Consider the following 18,032-nt stretch of genomic DNA (forward strand, 5'->3'; position numbering starts at 1 on the left):
GCCGGGGCCGCCGGGCCGCCGGGACTTCTGGTGACCAAGGTCCCGAGAAGTCCCGGGCCGGGTCCTGACCTGGTCTTTTCCGGGCGGCCCGGATGTCGCGTGCGGAATCCTTCGGTCCGCTTGGACCGCTCCTTGAGACAGGCGGGCTGGACGGCTCGGCCGAGTCTGGAAAGATAGGCGCGACGATGACGTCGCCCCCAGGTCAGGGCCCGCAATAAGCACACTCCCCGCACATCCAAGGAGCCGGCAGATGCCCATCGCAACCCCCGAGGTCTACAACGAGATGCTCGACCGGGCGAAGGCAGGCAAGTTCGCCTACCCGGCCATCAACGTGACCTCCTCCCAGACCCTGCACGCTGCGCTGCGCGGTTTCGCGGAGGCCGAGAGCGACGGCATCATCCAGATCTCCACCGGTGGTGCGGAGTTCCTGGGTGGCCAGCACAACAAGGACATGGTCACCGGCGCCGTCGCCCTGGCCGAGTTCGCCCACATCGTGGCCGCCAAGTACGACATCACGGTCGCGCTGCACACGGACCACTGCCCCAAGGACAAGCTGGACGGCTACGTCCGCCCGCTGCTCGACATCTCCGCCGAGCGCGTCGCCAAGGGTCTGAACCCGCTCTTCCAGTCGCACATGTGGGACGGCTCCGCCGAGACCCTGGCCGACAACCTGGCCATCGGCCAGGAGCTGCTCGCCAAGGCCGCCGCCGCGAAGATCATCCTCGAGGTCGAGATCACCCCGACCGGTGGCGAGGAGGACGGCGTCAGCCACGAGATCAACGACGAGCTGTACACCACCGTCGAGGACGCGATCCGTACCGCCGAGGCCCTGGGCCTGGGCGAGAAGGGCCGCTACCTGCTGGCCGCCTCCTTCGGCAACGTGCACGGCGTCTACAAGCCGGGCAACGTCGTCCTGCGCCCCGAGCTCCTCAAGGACCTCCAGGCCGGCGTCGCCGAGAAGTACGGCAAGGCCTCTCCGTTCGACTTCGTCTTCCACGGCGGCTCGGGCTCCACGGCCGAGGAGATCGCCACCGCGCTGGAGAACGGCGTCGTGAAGATGAACCTGGACACCGACACCCAGTACGCCTTCACCCGTCCTGTCGTGGACCACATGTTCACCAACTACGCCGGTGTCCTGAAGGTCGACGGCGAGGTCGGCACGAAGTCCAAGTACGACCCCCGCACCTGGGGCAAGGCCGCCGAGGCGGGCATGGCCGCGCGTGTCGCCGAGGCGTGCGCGAACCTGCGCTCCACCGGTACCAAGCTGAAGTAGTCGCGTAGCGCGAGCGCGCGGAAGGGCCCGGTCCCCGTCTCACGACGGCGGCCGGGCCCTTCGTCTTTCGTGTGGCGGGTGGGGCGGGGGTGACAAGGCGGTGGACGGCCGCTCCGCGGTGCTGTGGACTGTACGGAGATGTTCGTACCCGGAGGTATGTTTGCGATGAGGGCTGATCGACCGCAGGTGAAGCAGGACCGCGCGGTGCGCACCCGCCGGGCGATCCTGGAAGCCGCCGCCGTGGTGTTCGAGGAGCGGGGCTACGACAACGCCAAGTTGTCGGACATCGTCCGACTGGCCGAGGTCACCAAGGGCGCGCTCTACTTCCACTTCGACTCGAAGGAAGACCTCGCGCAGGCGGTGATCGACGCCCAGGTGAACACCCATCCGGCCGTCACCCCGCAGGAGTTCAGGGCGCAGCAGTTCGTCGACATCGGCATGATCTTCTCGCACCGCCTCCGGCACGACGTCCTGATGCGCGGCAGCGCGCGGCTCACCCTGGAGCAGAGCGGCCGGGGACTGGACCGGGCGGCGCCCTATCAGGGGTGGATCGACCTGCACACCGCCTTGATGGTGGAGGCCAAGGAGCGCGGCGAGTTGCTCCCGCACGTGGATCCCGGGCAGCCCGCTCGGCTGGTGGTCGGGGCCTTCGCGGGGCTCAACGTGATGTCGCAGACGCTCGGGCTCGACCTGGACCGCGAGGTCTCGGCGCTCTACACGAGCGTGATGCCGAGCCTGGTGTTCCCGGCCGTGGCGGCCCTGCTCGACACCGCGCCGGGGCGCGGCTCCAGGGCCCTGCACGGGGCGAACGGGGCGAACGGGGCGCGGGGGTGCGACTGTTCGGCCCGCCAGGCCGTCGAGCGGGCCGTCGAGCGTGCCGTCGACCCGGTGGTCGGGGCGCCCGCGGGGGCGCTCGCCGCCGACTGATCTCCGTACGCCTCCTCCGACTTGATCCACCGATCGGGGTCGGTGCCCGCTCGAAACATAACCCTCGATATTCTTTTTTCGAGTCGAGTCCGTGCCGACGGGCTCTGCGGGCTCTGCCTTGCCTGGGGGAAGACTGTGGACATTGACGTACTCGGAGGGCTCGACGTCCGCGAGAACGGTGTGCGGCTCTCGCCGGCGAGTCCGTCCGAGCGGCAGGTCCTGGCCGTCCTGGCCGCGTACGCCGACCAGGTGGTGCCGGTCGCCGTGCTCGCGGAGGAACTCGGGGCGTACACACCGCCGGGGCGGGCCCACTCGGTGCTGGAGAGCTGCGTGCGCCTGCTCCGCCGACGGCTGGCCGCGGCCGTCGCCCCGGGCGCCGGCCGCACCGCGCGGACCGTGCTCGCCCGGATGCCCGGGGGCTACTTCCTCGACACCGGCGGCGGCCGCCTCGACCTGCGGGAGTTCGAGCGCGGGGCGGCCGCGGGCCATCGCGCGATGTCCCGCGGCGAGTACGCGACGGCGGCCTGCCTGCTGCGCGGCGCGCTGGGCCTCTGGAAGGGCCCGGCCTTCGACGGGGTGCCACCCGGGCCCCGGCTCGCCGAGCGCGTCGCGGAGCTGGAGGCCACCCGGAAGGCGGTCATGGAGCAGTGGGTGGAGGCCCGGTTGGCGCTCGACCGGCAGCGCGAGCGGACCCCGGACTTCGAGGGGCCGCCGGAGAGCGGGCCGCCGGAGAGCGGGCCGCCGGAGAGTGGTCCGCCCGAGAGTGCTCCGCCCGAGAGCGGGCTGCCCCAGGTGCCCGGACTGTGGCCGCTGCCACGGCAGTTCACCCCGATCGGTGCCGAAGACACAGGCCGGCAGCGGATGCGCTCCGTCCGCCCGTCCATCCGTACGGCGCCGGCCGCCGCGCCCGACCGCCGCGACGCCCGCTCCACCGCCCGCCGGGTACGGGGCACCCCCACGCGCTGATCGCCCGGAAGTCGACGTGCCGCCGCGCCACCGGTGAGGTGGGGCGCCCACCACCCGGGCGACGGGCCCGGCAGACTGGGGGCATGTCCATTCACCAGAACCTGCTCGGGGGCCCCGCCCCCACCCACCTCCCCGACGAGCCGGGCCGCGAGGCCATCGCCGCCGGCACCCCCGCGGTCGAGGTGGCCGCCGCGCACCCCACGTCCTCCCTCGCCTGGGCGATCCTCGCCGACGAGGCCTTCGCGGCCGGCAGCACCGTCGAGTCGTACGCGTACGCCCGTACGGGCTACCACCGCGGCCTGGACGCCCTGCGCCGCGCCGGCTGGAAGGGCCACGGCCCGGTGCCGTGGGAGCACGAGCCGAACCGCGGCTTCCTGCGCGCCCTGCACGCCCTGGCCCGCGCGGCCGAGGCGATCGGCGAGAAGGAAGAGTTCGAGCGCTGCTCGACCTTCCTCCGCGACTCGTCCCCCACCGCGGCGGACACGCTCGCATAACGGACAGGACGACTGCCCTAGAGGGGTCCCGGATCTCCTGCTTATGATGCGAGGCAGGGGACCGGGGCTCCACTTACCTCACCGGAAGGAGCGGACCGCTACCCGGAAGCACGTGTCGAGGAGACAGCAATGTCGCAGCCCCTTGATGCCTCCGGAGCCGGTTCGGACACCCCGAACCTCGACTTCGACGGCACCACCCCCTACGAGGACTACGTCCAGGCGGACGTCCTCACCCACCTCCAGCACCTCCGCTCGGACGACCCGGGCGAGATGGTCTTCCTGGTCACGACCCAGGTCATGGAGCTGTGGTTCACGGTCATCGTCCACGAGTGGGAGACGGCCGCCCGCGCCATCGGCGAGGACAAGATCCCGGTCGCGATGGACGCGCTGAAACGATCCCTCCGCGAACTGGAGGCCCTCAACGCCTCCTGGCGCCCGCTCGCCCAGCTCACCCCGGGCCAGTTCAACGCGTACCGCTCCGCCCTCGGCGAGGGTTCCGGATTCCAGTCGGCGATGTACCGCCGCATGGAGTTCCTGCTCGGCGAGAAGTCGTCCTCCATGCTCGTCCCGCACCGCGGCGCCCCGCGCGTCCACGCGGAGCTGGAGAAGGCCCTCCAGGAGCCCAGCCTCTACGACGAGGTCCTGCGCCTGCTGGCCCGTCGCGGCTTCCCGGTCCCGGCGGAGGTCCTGGAGCGCGACCTCTCGCTGCGGTACGAGCCGTCGCCCGCGGTCGAGGCCGTCTGGACGGGCCTGTACGCCGCCCCGGACGAGCACCCTGACCTGCACCGCCTCGGCGAGGTCCTCACGGACGTGGCCGAACTGGTCTGGCGCTGGCGCAACGACCACCTGGTGGCGACCCGCCGCGCGATGGGCGCGAAGACGGGCACGGGCGGCTCGGCCGGCGTGACCTGGCTGGAGAAGCGCGCGACGAAGAACGTCTTCCCGGAACTGTGGACGGCCCGCAGCCATGTCTGACGCGACCTCGATACCACCCTCCTCGACGCAGCCGGGCCAGGCGGATCCAGGCTCGCCGGCGTGTGAGGCGCGGGGTCTGGGGCAGAGCCCCAACGGCTACGCCGCAGGTGACCTGACGGTCCGCGCCGCAGAGCTGGACGCCGCCGACGAGCTGGCCAAGCTCCGCGAGCGATTCGTCCTCCCCGAGGGAGTCGTCTACCTCGACGGCAACAGCCTCGGCGCGCTGCCGGCAGGGGTGACCGACCGCCTCGCCGACGTCGCGTCCCGCGAATGGGGCGAGCTCCTCATCCGCTCCTGGGACGAAAGCGCCTGGTGGACCGCCCCCGAGCGGATCGGCGACAAGATCGCCCCCCTCGTCGGCGCGGCCCCCGGCCAGGTGGTCGTCGGCGACTCGACGAGCGTCAACCTCTTCAAGGCCCTCGTCGGCGCCGCCCGCCTCGCCCTCCCGGGCCGGACGAAGCTGCTGGTCGACGCCGCCACCTTCCCCACCGACGGCTACATCGCTGAATCCGCGGCCCGGATGACGGGCCTCACCGTCACCCCGGTGGACCCCGACGGGGCGCCCGAGGCGATCGACGACGACACCGCCGTCGTCCTCCTCAACCACGTCGACTACCGCACCGGCCGCCTCCACGACCTGCCCGCCCTCACCGCCGCCGCCCGCGCGGGCGGGGCGATCACGGTCTGGGACCTGTGCCACTCGGCTGGCGCGCTCCCCGTCGACCTCGACGCGCACGCCGTCGACCTGGCCGTCGGATGCACGTACAAGTACCTCAACGGCGGCCCCGGCGCCCCCGCGTACCTGTACATCGCCGCCCGCCACCAGCGGGACTTCGACTCTCCCCTGCCCGGCTGGAACGGCCACGCGGACCCCTTCGCGATGGCCCCGGACTACCGTCCGGCCGACGACGCGCGCCGCGGCCGCGTCGGCACCCCGGACATCCTGTCCATGCTGGCCCTGGAGTCGGCGCTCGACGCCTGGGACGGGGTCGCCGTGGAGTCCGTACGGGCCAAGTCGCTCGCGCTGACCGACTTCTTCCTCGAATGCGTGGCGGCGTACGTCCCGCGGGGCAAGGTCGAATCGGTCACGCCGGCCCCGCACGCGCAGCGCGGTAGCCAGGTGTCCCTCCGCACCGAGAACGCCCGCGAGGTCATGGCGGAGCTCATCTCCCGCGGCGTCGTCGGCGACTTCCGGGCCCCCGACGTCCTGCGCTTCGGCTTCACCCCGCTCTACGTCGGGTTCGCCGACGCCGAGCGTGCCGCGCGCACCCTGGGTCACATTTTCGGGTGACCCGGTAGCGAAACGTCACCGCACCGGGCGGGCGGGGCCACGGCTCCGCCCGCCCGCTCGCATTCCGGGCCCCGCACGGAACACGGCGTTTCAGACTGATACGGTCCCGCTCTGCCGGAACACCGGAACACCTGTCCCCGCTGTCCCACGCGTTACCGAAAGGTTGAGCCGATGACGGACCCCGCCGCAGTGGAACGGGACGCCGCCGAGGCCGCCTCGGCCTTCTCCCATCCGGCCGTCGCGCCGGACGTGACGGCCGCGTACGGGGAACACCCCGACCAGGTCGTGGACTTCTACGCCCCGCGCGGCGAGACCCCGGGCACGGCCCCGCTGGTGGTGCTGCTGCACGGCGGTGCCTGGCGGGCCCCGTACGACCGGCGGCACGTCACACCGCTCGCGGACTTCCTGGCCCGGCGGGGTTTCGCCGTCGCCAATGTCGAGTACCGGCGCGGGAGTTCCCTGCCGCACCAGAACGCGGAGGGACCGGTCGCCGGGCGCTGGCCGGAGACCTTCGACGACGTGGCCGCCGCGATGGACGCCCTCCCGGGCCTCGCCGCGGCCGCCCTCCCGCGGGCCGACGTCCGCCGGGTCGTCGTCACGGGCCACTCGGCGGGCGGCCACCTCGCACTGTGGGCCGCGGCCCGGCACGTGCTCCCGTACGACTCCCCCTGGCGGCTGCCCTCGCCGCCGCCGCTGCGCGGTGTCGTGGCGCTGGCCCCGATCGCGGACTTCGCGGTGGCGGAGCAACTGGGCGTGTGCGGCGGGGCGTCGGCCCAACTGCTGGGCGGCGACGCGCACTTCACGCAGCGGCTGCCGTACGCCGATCCGGCGGCGCTGCTGCCGACGGGTATCGCCACGGCGGTGGTGCAGGGGCGCGAGGACATCGTCGTCCCGCCGGCGGTGGCGGAGGCGTACGTGGCCGCGGCCGCGAAGGCGGGGGAGACGGTCGGCCTGACGCTGCTGGACGGCATCGGCCACTTCCCGCTGATCGACCCGGCGGCGGACGCGTGCGCGGTGGTGGCGGAGGAGATCTCGCAGCTGGCCTGGTAGGGCCCGGCGCGCCCGCACGCCGCCCCGTCCGGGATTGCCGCGACATCGGCCCCCGCCCGACCCTGGCCCAGGGCGCCCGGATGGACTTGACTGGCCGGACTGCTCCGGCCGGGCAGCCGCTCGGCCGACGAAAAAGGGGGGCTCGTGCGCAGTAGCCGTGTCGTCGTCTCCGCCGCCGCACTCGTCGCGGCAGGCGTTGTTCTCATACCCGGCATGGCCGGCATACCCGGCTTGGCCGGCGCGGCCCACGGGGCCGAGCCGGGTACGCCGGCCGCCAGGGGGGTGTCCGTTCCCGACATCGATCCGATCGAGGACGCGCCCTTCCGCAGCCCCGCCGACGGGGCGGTCCGGCGGACCGCCCTCTCGGGTGCCAACGCGGACCTGGCGGTCGCCCTCGTCGCCACTGCCACGTCCGCGCACGGGTTCGGCCTCGACACGGAGATCACCAGCGCAGCCGTCCCGCTCACCGTCACCGTCGAGTGGGGCGACGGGACCAAGGACGTGACCACGGCCTCCGGATCCGGCCTGCTCAAGCACACGCACATCTACGAGGAGCTCGGCGCGTACACCGTCAAGGTCACGGTGGAGGACACCGCGAACGCGACCAAGACCGTCAACAGCGTCACGGTCGGGACCGCCGGCTCGGACTTCACCCCGTACGCCCCCACCCGTCTCCTGGACACCCGCGAAGGCATCGGCGCCACCCAGGGCCCGGTCCCCAGCCGGGGCACGGCCCGCGTGAAGGTCGGCGGCAACGGCGGCATCCCCCAAGGGGTCACCGCCGTGGTCCTCAACGTCACCGTGACCAACCCCCTCGGCAGCGGATTCATCACGGCCTACCCGGAGGGCTCACCGCGGCCTGGCTCGTCGAACGTCAACTTCACCGCCGGGCAGACCGTCCCGAACCTGGTGGTCGTGCCCGTCGGCGAGAACGGCTTCGTCGACCTGTACAACGGGAGCTGGGACTCCTCCGTCGACGTGATCGCCGACGTCACCGGCTACTTCACGCGGAAGGCCTCCAGCGGCTACACCTCGATGGACCCGGTCCGGTTCGTCGACACCCGTGAAGGCCTCGGCACGGCCCAGGGCCAGGTTCCCGCGCGGGGCGGCTTCACCACCCGGATCGGCGGCCTGCGCGGGGTGCCGAGCGGGATCTCCGCCGTGGCGCTCAACGTGACGGTCACCGACCCGAAGGCGTCCGGCTACCTGACCGTGCTGCCGGGCGGCGGCGCCATCCCGAACGCCTCCAACCTCAACTTCACCGCCGGTCAGACGATCGCCAACTCGGTGATCGTGCCCGTCTCCGCCGACGGCACGATTACCGTCTTCAACGGTTCCTGGGGCGGTGCGACCGACGTGGTCGTCGACGTCGTGGGCTCGTACGGCACGGCCGGCACCGGCGCCTACATGCCGGTCGAGCCGGAGCGGCTGTTCGACACACGGGACCCCGCCGGCCAGGCGTACGGGGCGCTGGAGGGCGACACGTACATCTACGCGGCGCTGTCCACCAGGAACCCGCACATCACGGGCTACGTGCTGAACAGCACCGTCACCGACACGAAGGGCGCCGGGTACCTCACGGTCGCGCCGGACCCGAACACCCTCGACGAGTACGTGAACCGGACCGCCGCCTGGCCGAGGCCGCCGTTCATCTCGAACCTGAACTGGACCGCGGGCGCCACCGTCCCGAACCTGGTCCAGGCGAGCACCGGTTCGCACGGCATCATCGACTTCTGGAACAAGGGATGGGACAGCACCGAGCTCGTCGTCGACCTCTTCGGCTACTACGACGCCCGGTAGCGCCCGCCGCGCCGGTGTCGGACAGCCGGAAAATGGAGTTGTTCGTGTCCGTCTCGGCTGTTCTCCTTCAGGTCGGGCCTCCACAGCACCGACGGATGGCGGCGTGGACGCGTGACGCGAAGCCGGGATCGACTTTGTGGCCCGGGGCGTGACCGAATAACACAGACCCGGCGTCCACCGTCCATCTCACCTGTGTACTCTGGGCTCGCTTTCATACCTGATCGCGTTCAAAAACGAAAATGGGGGGCCGGTGCGCAATCGCCGTCTCGTACTGTCCGCTGCCGCACTCGTCGCGGCCGGCGTTGGTCTCATACCGGGGATGGCCCACGCGGCCGACCCCGGCGCGCAGGGCACCAGGGGGGTGTCCGCGTCTGACGTCGACCTGACCAAGGCCGCGTCGCAGAAGTTCAAGACCTTCCACAGCTCGGCCGACCGGTCGGTCAAGAAGGACCTGGGCGCCAAGAACAAGGGCGCCGCCACCCTCCAGTCGGAGGGCGTGTCCGCGGGCAACCCGGACCTGAACCTCGTACTGAACGCCACGCCGATCTCCGCGCACGGCTTCAGCCTCGACACCGAGATCCTGAGCGTGCCGGACGTCTCGCTCACCCTCACCGTCGACTGGGGCGACGGCTCGCCGAAGGACGTCACCCAGGCGGGTGGCCCCGGCCTGGTGAACAACAAGCACGTCTACGCGGAGCTCGGCGAGTACAAGGTCACCGTCACGGTGACGGACGCCGCGAACGCGAAGGAAGTCTCCAACGTCCTGGAGAACATCGGCACCGTGGGCTCGGAGTTCACTCCGTACGCGCCCACCCGCCTTCTGGACACCCGGGAGGGCATCGGCGCCCCGGTGGGTCCGGTTCCCGGCCGTGGCACGGCCCGCGTGAAGGTCGGCGGCAACGGCGGCATCCCCAAGGGGGTCACCGCGGTCGTCCTCAACGTCACCGTGACCAACTCGCGCAGCGCCGGCTTCATCACGGCGTACCCCGCGGGCTCGGAGCGGCCGAACTCGTCGAACGTCAACTTCCACACCGGTCAGACCGTCCCCAACCTGGTGGTCGTGCCGGTCGGCAAGGACGGCTACGTCGACCTGTACAACGGGTCCTGGAACGCCGGTGACACGGTCGACCTGATCGCGGACGTCACCGGCTACTTCAGCCAGTCCGCGGCCAGCGGCTACCAGTCGCTGGACCCGGTCCGCTTCGTCGACACCCGTGAGGGTCTCGGCACGAGCCGCCGCCAGGTCCCCGCGCGGGGCAGCTTCACCACCCAGATCGCCGGCCTGCGCGGCGTGCCGAACGGCATCTCCGCCGTGGCGCTCAACGTGACGGTCACCAACCCGACGTCGAACGGCTACCTGACGGTGCTGCCGGGCGGCGGGGCGATCCCGAACGCTTCGAACCTGAACTTCCACGGCGGTCAGACGATCGCCAACTCGGTGATCGTGCCCGTCTCCGCCGACGGCAAGATCACCGTCTTCAACGGCACCTGGAACGGCGCCACCGACGTGGTCATCGACGTCGTCGGCTCGTACAGCGAGGCCGCGAACGGCGCGTACATGCCGATCACTCCGGAGCGCCTGTTCGACACCCGTGACCCCAACGACAGCGTGTACGGGCCGATGGAGAGCGACAGTTACATCTACGCGCCGCTGTCCACGCGGCGCCCCAGCATCACGGCGTTCGTGGTGAACAGCACCGTCACCAACACGCAGAGCTCCGGGTACCTCACGGTCGCCCCGGACCCGAACACCATCGAGCAGTACAAGAACAACACCGCGGGCTGGCCGACGCCCCCGTTCGTCTCGAACCTGAACTGGACCACGGGCGCCACCGTCCCGAACCTGGTCCAGGCGAGCACCGGTTCCAACGGAATCATCGACTTCTGGAACAAGGGCTGGGGCAACACCGACCTCGTCGTCGACCTCTTCGGCTTCTACGACACCAAGTAAGACCCGGTACCCGGTACCCGGTACGCCGAAGGGGCGGTGCGCGAGACGCGCACCGCCCCTTCGGGCGTTCAGGTACCGCCTGCCGTTCCTAGAGGAACGAGTTGATCTCGATCGTCTCGGTACGGCCCGGGCCGACGCCGATCGCGGAGATCGGGGCGCCCGACATCTCCTCCAGGGCCTTGACGTACGCCTGGGCGTTCGCCGGCAGGTCCTCGAAGGTCTTGGCCTTCGTGATGTCCTCGGACCAGCCGGGGAGGTATTCGTAGATCGGCTTCGCGTGGTGGAAGTCCGACTGCGAGTACGGGAGCTCCTCGACGCGCTTGCCGTCGATCTCGTACGCGACGCAGACCGGGATCTGCTCCCAGCCGGTCAGGACGTCCAGCTTGGTGAGGAAGAAGTCCGTCAGGCCGTTGACGCGGGTCGCGTAGCGCGCGATCGGCGCGTCGAACCAGCCGCAGCGGCGGTCACGGCCGGTGGTCACACCGCGCTCGCCACCGATGCGGCGCAGGTCCTCGCCGTCCTTGTCGAACAGCTCGGTCGGGAACGGGCCGGCGCCGACGCGGGTCGTGTAGGCCTTCAGGATGCCGATGACGCGGCTGATCTTCGTCGGGCCGACACCGGTACCGGTGCAGGCGCCGCCCGCGGTCGGGTTCGAGGAGGTGACGAAGGGGTACGTGCCGTGGTCGACGTCGAGCAGCGTGCCCTGGCCGCCCTCGAAGAGCACGACCTTGTCCTCGTCCAGCGCGTTGTTGAGGATCAGGGTGGTGTCGGCGACGTACGGCTTGATCTGCTCCGCGTACTGGAGCATCTCCTCCACGATCGCGGCGGCGTCGATCGCGCGGCGGTTGTACAGCTTCGCGAGGAGCTGGTTCTTGCCCTCCAGCGCCGCTTCGACCTTCTGGGTGAGGATCGACTCGTCGTAGAGGTCCTGGACGCGGATGCCGACGCGATTGATCTTGTCCGCGTACGTCGGGCCGATGCCGCGGCCGGTCGTACCGATCTTGCGCTTGCCGAGGAAGCGCTCGCCGACCTTGTCGAGGGTGACGTTGTACGGCGTGATCAGGTGCGCGTTGCCGCTGATGAGGAGCTTGGAGGTGTCGATGCCACGCTCGTTCAGGCCGCGCAGCTCGGAGAGCAGGACGGCCGGGTCGACGACGACGCCGTTACCGATGACCGGGGTGCATCCGGGGGAGAGGATGCCGGAAGGGAGAAGGTGCAGCGCGTACTTCTGGTCGCCTACGACGACCGTGTGGCCGGCGTTGTTGCCACCCTGGTAGCGCACTACATAGTCAACGGATCCACCGAGCAGGTCGGTGGCCTTTCCCTTGCCCTCGTCACCCCACTGAGCTCCGAGCAGCACAAGAGCGGGCACAGGCGTACACCTCTTCCGGATGGGGCATGTCCAAGGTCAGGGGGCGTACGACGATGTACACCGCAGGCTGAGCCGTCGGACCGGTACCCCGGAATAGACGAAGGCCCTGGCGCAATAGCGCAAGGGCCTCTTGCACAAAGATGCTACCCGAGGAAGGACCGAGGTGTCGGCTCCAGAGCCCACCATGAGCCACGCGGGCGCGCCGGTAGGCGGCCTGCTCGTGCTCGTCGACCCGGTCGCCCGCCGTCTTGACGGCGAGTCCGTGCGGATCGCGAAAGATGTGTTGTCAGCGGGCGCGGCGGCGAAAATCTGCCTCCCGGACTCATCGGAGGAGTTCGCGCGGGCCCTTGCCCGCCGGGGCCATCGGCGGCCGGTGATCGTGGGCGACGACGGGGCGCTGGTGCGGGCCGTCGGGTTGCTGCACCGGGAGCGGGGGCTGTCCGACGGGGCCGTTTCCCTGATCCCGGTGGGGCCCGTGGGGTCACTGGGGCTGGCGAGGTCACTCGGCGTGCCACTTTCGGCCGTATCGGCGGCGCGGGCGGTCCTGGACGGCACGGTCCGCGTCTGCGACCTGCTGGTCGACGACAGCGACGGCGTGGTGCTGGGGGACCTGCGCATCCCGTCGACCGACGGGTCGGCGGGCCGCGCGGCCGGGCCGTCGGTGTGGAACGCGTACCGCTCGCTCGTGCGCACCCTGGTGCGCCCGCCGGTGCCCGGTGCGGGGGCGGGGGCGGGTGCGGGGCGGGGGCTGCGCGTGGAGGCCGACGGGGTGGTGCTGGCCGATGTCGACGAGCAGCTGCTCGACGTGTCGGTGGCGGCGCGGGACGGGCTGGCGGAGGTGGTGGTCCGGGCCGGGTCCGGGTCCGGGACCGGCGCCGGCTTCGGCTCGGGCTTCGGCTCCGGCTCCGGCTTTGGTGCCGGCTCCTCCGGCTCCGGTGGTCCCCGGGTCGCTCGGGTCGCCCGGGTGCGGTCGGTGACGGTATCGGGGGCGGACTTCCGCTACCGGGCCGACCACACGGTGACCGGCCCGGTCCGGCGCCGCACGTGGACCCTGCTGCCGGGGGCGTGGGGCCTGACGCTGCCGCACCAGCGGTGAGGCCGGGGCGGGGCGGCCCCGCCCCGCCTCAGCTGTCGAAGTAGTGGGAGAACGGGCGCCCGGCGCAGGTCCGGCATTTTAAGACGTACACGCCGCCCGCGCCGCCCAGCTCTAGCCCCGGCACGTCCTCGTCACCGGGCGGACGGCCCTGGTCCTCGATCGGGAGCCAGGTGCGCCACGACCCGCCGTCGTACTCCCGGCTCGCCACCGTGAGCAGGTGCTCCATACGCCGCCCGCACCCGGCACCGTCCGGCCACCAGGCCCCTGGCAGTAGCCCGGGTAGCCGCCGAGCTTGGTGGCGTCCGACAGGTCGCGGGCCTCGTACAGGTCGGCATCGGGGTACTCCGTCACGACCTCCGGGTGCACGACGCAGGCCCTGGGCACGTGCTCCCGCGGCATCCCCGGGTACGGGGGACGCGGGGGTGCAGGCGTACGGACTCGCGGCGCAGCGGCGCCGGCTCGGGGAAGAGCTCTTCCACGGCCACCGGGCGGGGCGGCGTGGTGAAGGAAGTGGGCTTCACGAGAGGTTCAGCCCCTCCCGGTGCACGCGCCAGCGGTCCATCAGGCCGAGGAGTTCCTGCTGCATGAACTCGAAGAACGCCGCCGTCTCCGCGATCCGCGCCCCGGCCGGGGAGTCGGCGCCCAGGCTCGCCGCGCCCTCGCGCAGGGTCTTCTCCCACAGGGTGAGGACCTGGTCCCGCCGGGTGAAGGTCTCGTACCAGAGCTCGTTGTGCAGCACGTACCGGTCCCGGCGGGAGCCCGGTTCGCGCTCGCGGCTGACCATGTTGACCTGGGTCAGGTAGGACACGGCCCCCGACACCGCCGCCGGGCTGATCCGCAGCGCCTCCCCGAGCTCGGCCGAGGTCATCGCGCCGCCGTCGCTCGCCAGCAGCTGCGCGAAGACGCGTGCGGCCATCCGCTGCATCCCCGCCTCGGTCAGCTGCGCGGCGAACCGCTCGACGAAGCGGGAGACCGCCTCGGCGTCCCGCTCATCCGCCGCGTCCGCGCCGTCCGCCCCGTCCGCCGCTTCCGTCCGTACATCCATGTCGTCAGCCACCTTCCCGACTTTACGCGATTTCCGAGCTTCACAAATTTGTGAAAGTAGCGTACGTTCAGAAGCATGACGAAGGCAATCAGCGTTGCCGGCCTCCACAAGGCGTTCGGCCGCACCCACGCACTGGACGGACTCGACCTGTCGGTCACCACCGGCGAGGTCCACGGCTTCCTCGGGCCCAACGGCGCCGGCAAGTCCACCACCATCCGGGTCCTGCTGGGCCTGCTGCGCGCCGACTCCGGCACCGCCGAACTCCTCGGCGGCGACCCCTGGGCCGACGCCGTCCCCCTCCACCGCCGCGTCGCCTACGTCCCCGGGGACGTCACGCTGTGGCGCAACCTCTCCGGCGGCGAGGTCATCGACCTGTACGGACGCCTCCGCGGGGGCCTCGACCGGGCCCGCCGGGCCGAGCTCATAGAGCGCTTCGAGCTGGACCCCACCAAGAAGGGGCGCACCTACTCCAAGGGCAACCGGCAGAAGGTCGCCCTCGTCGCCGCCTTCGCCTCCGACGTCGAACTGCTCATCCTCGACGAGCCCACATCCGGCCTCGACCCGCTGATGGAGGAGGTCTTCCAGAGCTGCGTCGCCGAGGCGCGCGCCGCCGGGCGCACCATCCTGCTGAGCTCGCACATCCTCAGCGAGGTCGAGGCCCTCTGCGACCGGGTCAGCATCATCCGCAAGGGCCGCACCGTGGAGAGCGGAACCCTCGCCGAACTGCGCCACCTCACCCGTACGTCGATCAGCGCCGAGCTCGCCGGCCCGCCGAACGGCCTCGCTCACCTGCCGGGCGTGCACGGCGTCGAGGTGCAGGGGCTGAAGGTCCGCCTCCAGGCCGACACCGACAAGCTGGACGCCGTCCTGCGATCCCTCGCCGCCTCCGGTGTGCGGTCGCTGACCTCGACCCCGCCCACCCTCGAAGAACTCTTCCTGCGCCACTACACCGAGAGCACCGAGAGCACCGAGAGCACCGAAGAGGCGTCGCGATGACGAACGACCAGCTCGTGGGCACCGGAGCCCTGTTGAGGCTCGCCCTGCGCCGCGACCGCGTGATGATGCCGGTGTGGGTCCTGGTCACCACCCTGACGGTGGCGAGCATGCCCGGGGCGCTGGGCAAGGTGTACGCCACCGCCGCCGAACGGGCCGCGGCCGCCGCCTCCATGAACGCCAACAGCTCGATGCGCGCCCTCTACGGGCCCGTCTTCAGCGACTCCCTCGGCGGCCTGACCACCTGGCGGATCGGCGTGTACGGCGCCGTGCTCGCGGCCGTCATGAGCCTGGTGATCGTCGTCCGGCACACCCGCGAGGAGGAGGAGACGGGCCGTCAGGAGCTGCTCTCCGCCGCCATGGTCGGGCGGCGGGCCCCGCTGACCGCCGCGCTGCTCGCCGCGCTCGTCGCCAACACCTGCGTGGCCCTGCTCGTCGCGGGCGCCCTCGCCGGGCAGGGCGCGTCCGGCGCCCTCGCCCTCGGCCTCGCCCTTGCGGGCACCGGGATGCTCTTCGCCGGCATGGCGGCCATCGCCGCCCAACTGACCGAGAGCGCCCGCGCCGCGAAGGCGATCACGGCCGCCGTGCTGGGCGCCGCCTTCGTACTGAAGGCGGCGGGCGACGCCGGCACGGCAGCCGGGAAGTCGCCGCTGACCTGGCTCTCCCCGCTCGGCTGGGTGGAGAACGTCCGGGCCTTCGCCGAGACGCGCTGGTGGGTGCTCGCGCTGCTCGCCGCCGCCGTCGTGGCACAGGCGGGCGCCGCCTACGCCCTGGCCGGGCGGCGGGACGTGGGCATGAGCTTCCTGCCGGCCCGGCCCGGGCCCGCCGAGGGACGGCTGGGCACGGCGGGCGCGCTGGCCTGGCGGCTCCAACGCGGCAGCGTCATCGGCTGGAGCGCGGGCTTCCTGATCGCCGGAGTCGTCTTCGGCGGGATGGCGGACGGCGCGGCCGACCTGGTCGGCGGCAACGAGAAGACCCGCGAGATCATCGAGCGGATGGGCGGGCAGAGCGGCCTCACCGACGCCTTCCTCGCCACGATGGCCGGCATGTTCGGGCTGATCGCCGCCCTGTACATCGTCGCCTCGGTGCTGCGCCTGGGCGGCGAGGAGTCGGGGCAGCGCGCCGAACCCCTGCTGGCGAACGCGGTCGGCCGGCTGCGCTGGGCCGGTGGGCACCTGGCCGTGGCCTTCGGCGGATCGGCGCTGATCCTGCTGCTCGCGGGGCTGGGCCTGGGCATCGGGCACGGGCAGGCCCTGGCCGGGACGGTCGGTGCGACGCTCGCGCAGCTCCCGGCGGTGTGGATGATCGGAGCCCTCGCGGCCCTGCTGTACGGCGCGGCCCCCAAGTACGCCGTGGCCGCCTGGGCGGTGGCCGGTAGCGCGCTCGCGCTGGGCTGGATCGGCCCGGCGCTGAACCTCCCGCAGGCCGTCCTGGACCTCTCGCCCTTCGCGCACCTGCCGAAGCTCCCGGGCGCGCAGTCCCTGGCCTGGGCCCCGCTGCTGACCCTGACGGCCCTGGCGGTGGCCTTCACCGCGGCCGGCCTGGCCGCCCTGCGCCGCCGGGACATGCTCGCCTAGTCCGCCCCCCCCGGCTCTCAGAACTCGACCAACAGGCTCTCCAGCCCCCGGATGACATAACCGTCCCGCCACCGCGGCTCCTCGACGAGCCGCAGTGGCGGGACTCCGTCCGCCAGCAGCGCCCCGAACGAGGCCTCCAGCTCCCGGCGCGCGAGCGGCGCCCCCAGGCAGTAGTGGATCCCGGCCCCGAAGCTCAGGTGCGGATTGTCGGCCCGTACGAGGTCCAGCGCGTCGGGGTCGGCGAAGCGCGCGGGATCCCGGTTCGCGGACCCGAAGAGCAGCGCGACCTCGGCCCCGCGGGGGATGACGGTGGCCCCGATCCGGATCTCGTCGAGCACCCAGCGCTCGAACATCTGCAGGGGAGTGTCGTACCGCATGAGTTCATCCACAGCTGTGGACAACTTTTCGGGATTCCGCCGGAGGTCCGCCAGCTGGGCGGGATTGCGGAACAACGCCCACCATCCGTTGACGGTCGTGTTGACCGTGGCCTCGTGCCCGGCGTTCAGCAGGAGCACGCAGGTGGAGATCATCTCCTGCTCGCTGAGCCGGCCCTCGTCATCGTGGGCGGAGATCAACCCGGAGATCAAATCCTCCCCGGGGCGCGCCCGCCGCTCGGCGATCAAGCCCCGCAGGTACGCGCTGAACTCCACGCTCGCCCGCACCGCCCGCCGAGCCGTCTCCTCGTCCGGCCGGAGCTCGAACATCCCGCAGATATCCGCCGACCAGGGCCGCAGCAGCCCCCGGTCCGCCTCCGGCACCCCCAACAGCTCCGCGATCACGGCCACCGGCAGCGGCTCGGCGACGGCGGTGAGCAGATCCCCGCCCCCGTCCGCGAGCAGCCGCCCCACCAAGCCCTGGGCCAGGCTTCGCACGGCCGGCACGAGCCGCTCCACCGTGCGCGGGGTGAAGGCCTTCGCCACGAGCCTTCGCACCCGCGCGTGCGCGGGATCCTCCAGGTCCAGCAGGCCGTTCCCGTTGAGCACGTGGAAGGGCTCGTGCTCCGCCGGCGGGGCCTCGCGACCGAACTCCTCGTGCGAGAACCGGTGCAGGTAGGTCCGCCCCAGCCGCCGGTCCCGCAGCAGCGCGCTCACATCGGCGTAGTGCGGCACCAGCCACTGCCCGGTGGCCTCCCACCACACGACCCGCCCTTGCTCCCGCAACTCCCGGTACGCCGGATACGGATCGGCGACGAACTCGGCATCCCACGGATCAAAGCCCATCC

Annotated in this window: 16 protein-coding genes; 12 read left to right on the plus strand and 4 right to left on the minus strand. The window is 71.9% G+C overall.

The window, feature by feature from the left end:
- The first annotated feature begins 250 nt into the window (after positions 1-250).
- From fbaA to ACFV9H_RS09255, 9 genes are all read left to right on the plus strand, one after another.
- The gene (fbaA, locus tag ACFV9H_RS09215) at positions 251-1,273 is read left to right on the plus strand and encodes a class II fructose-bisphosphate aldolase (protein ID WP_385395496.1); all 1,023 of its coding nucleotides are present in this window, start codon (positions 251-253) and stop codon (positions 1,271-1,273) included.
- Between the two features lie 165 nt (positions 1,274-1,438).
- On the plus strand, positions 1,439-2,200 hold the full coding sequence (locus tag ACFV9H_RS09220; protein ID WP_385395499.1) for a ScbR family autoregulator-binding transcription factor: 762 nt from the start codon (positions 1,439-1,441) through the stop codon (positions 2,198-2,200).
- Between the two features lie 135 nt (positions 2,201-2,335).
- Positions 2,336-3,166 carry a BTAD domain-containing putative transcriptional regulator gene (locus ACFV9H_RS09225; protein WP_385395502.1) on the plus strand — a complete coding sequence of 277 codons (831 nt, stop codon included), beginning with the start codon at positions 2,336-2,338 and terminating at the stop codon, positions 3,164-3,166.
- Between the two features lie 83 nt (positions 3,167-3,249).
- Positions 3,250-3,660 (plus strand): DUF3151 domain-containing protein, encoded by a 411-nt coding sequence (locus tag ACFV9H_RS09230; RefSeq protein WP_385395505.1) that lies wholly within the window; start codon positions 3,250-3,252, stop codon positions 3,658-3,660.
- A 129-nt stretch (positions 3,661-3,789) separates the two neighbouring features.
- On the plus strand, positions 3,790-4,635 hold the full coding sequence (locus ACFV9H_RS09235) for a tryptophan 2,3-dioxygenase family protein (RefSeq protein ID WP_385395508.1): 846 nt from the start codon (positions 3,790-3,792) through the stop codon (positions 4,633-4,635).
- The gene (gene kynU / locus ACFV9H_RS09240; RefSeq protein ID WP_385395511.1) at positions 4,628-5,926 is read left to right on the plus strand and encodes a kynureninase; all 1,299 of its coding nucleotides are present in this window, start codon (positions 4,628-4,630) and stop codon (positions 5,924-5,926) included. The genes ACFV9H_RS09235 and kynU overlap by 8 nt, the downstream gene beginning before the upstream one ends.
- Before the next feature lie 171 nt (positions 5,927-6,097).
- On the plus strand, positions 6,098-6,976 hold the full coding sequence (locus ACFV9H_RS09245; protein WP_385395514.1) for an alpha/beta hydrolase: 879 nt from the start codon (positions 6,098-6,100) through the stop codon (positions 6,974-6,976).
- 144 nt (positions 6,977-7,120) lie between these two features.
- On the plus strand, positions 7,121-8,776 hold the full coding sequence (locus ACFV9H_RS09250) for a PKD domain-containing protein (protein WP_385395517.1): 1,656 nt from the start codon (positions 7,121-7,123) through the stop codon (positions 8,774-8,776).
- 250 nt (positions 8,777-9,026) lie between these two features.
- A complete protein-coding gene (locus ACFV9H_RS09255; protein WP_385395520.1) occupies positions 9,027-10,727 on the plus strand; it encodes a hypothetical protein in 1,701 nt (566 codons plus the stop codon).
- Positions 10,728-10,815: 88 nt separating this feature from the next.
- On the opposite strand, the gene ACFV9H_RS09260 is transcribed toward ACFV9H_RS09255, so the two are convergent.
- Positions 10,816-12,099 (minus strand): adenylosuccinate synthase, encoded by a 1,284-nt coding sequence (locus ACFV9H_RS09260; RefSeq protein WP_385395523.1) that lies wholly within the window; start codon positions 12,097-12,099, stop codon positions 10,816-10,818.
- A gap of 184 nt (positions 12,100-12,283) precedes the next feature.
- Here ACFV9H_RS09260 and ACFV9H_RS09265 point away from each other — a divergent pair, with 184 nt between their 5' ends.
- Complete coding sequence (locus tag ACFV9H_RS09265) at positions 12,284-13,195, plus strand: diacylglycerol kinase (protein WP_385395638.1); 912 nt, start codon at positions 12,284-12,286, stop codon at positions 13,193-13,195.
- A gap of 28 nt (positions 13,196-13,223) precedes the next feature.
- Here ACFV9H_RS09265 and ACFV9H_RS09270 read toward each other — a convergent pair whose 3' ends face one another.
- Together ACFV9H_RS09270 and ACFV9H_RS09275 are read right to left on the minus strand one after the other, a co-directional pair.
- Positions 13,224-13,421, minus strand: coding sequence for a hypothetical protein (locus tag ACFV9H_RS09270; RefSeq protein ID WP_385395526.1), 198 nt, complete (start codon positions 13,419-13,421; stop codon positions 13,224-13,226).
- 291 nt (positions 13,422-13,712) lie between these two features.
- A complete protein-coding gene (locus tag ACFV9H_RS09275; RefSeq protein ID WP_385395641.1) occupies positions 13,713-14,240 on the minus strand; it encodes a GbsR/MarR family transcriptional regulator in 528 nt (175 codons plus the stop codon).
- Between the two features lie 75 nt (positions 14,241-14,315).
- Between ACFV9H_RS09275 and ACFV9H_RS09280 the strand changes: the two genes are divergently transcribed.
- Both ACFV9H_RS09280 and ACFV9H_RS09285 read left to right on the plus strand, forming a co-directional pair.
- On the plus strand, positions 14,316-15,236 hold the full coding sequence (locus ACFV9H_RS09280) for an ATP-binding cassette domain-containing protein (RefSeq protein WP_385395529.1): 921 nt from the start codon (positions 14,316-14,318) through the stop codon (positions 15,234-15,236).
- Complete coding sequence (locus ACFV9H_RS09285) at positions 15,233-16,810, plus strand: ABC transporter permease (protein ID WP_385395532.1); 1,578 nt, start codon at positions 15,233-15,235, stop codon at positions 16,808-16,810. Before ACFV9H_RS09280 ends, ACFV9H_RS09285 begins: the two co-directional genes overlap by 4 nt.
- 17 nt (positions 16,811-16,827) lie before the next feature.
- Here the strand turns inward: ACFV9H_RS09285 and ACFV9H_RS09290 are convergent, their stop codons facing one another.
- Positions 16,828-18,030, minus strand: coding sequence for a cytochrome P450 (locus tag ACFV9H_RS09290; protein ID WP_385395535.1), 1,203 nt, complete (start codon positions 18,028-18,030; stop codon positions 16,828-16,830).
- Positions 18,031-18,032 lie beyond the last annotated feature (2 nt).

This window comes from Streptomyces sp. NPDC059874 (genome assembly GCF_042731135.1).
GTDB lineage: Bacteria > Actinomycetota > Actinomycetes > Streptomycetales > Streptomycetaceae > Streptomyces.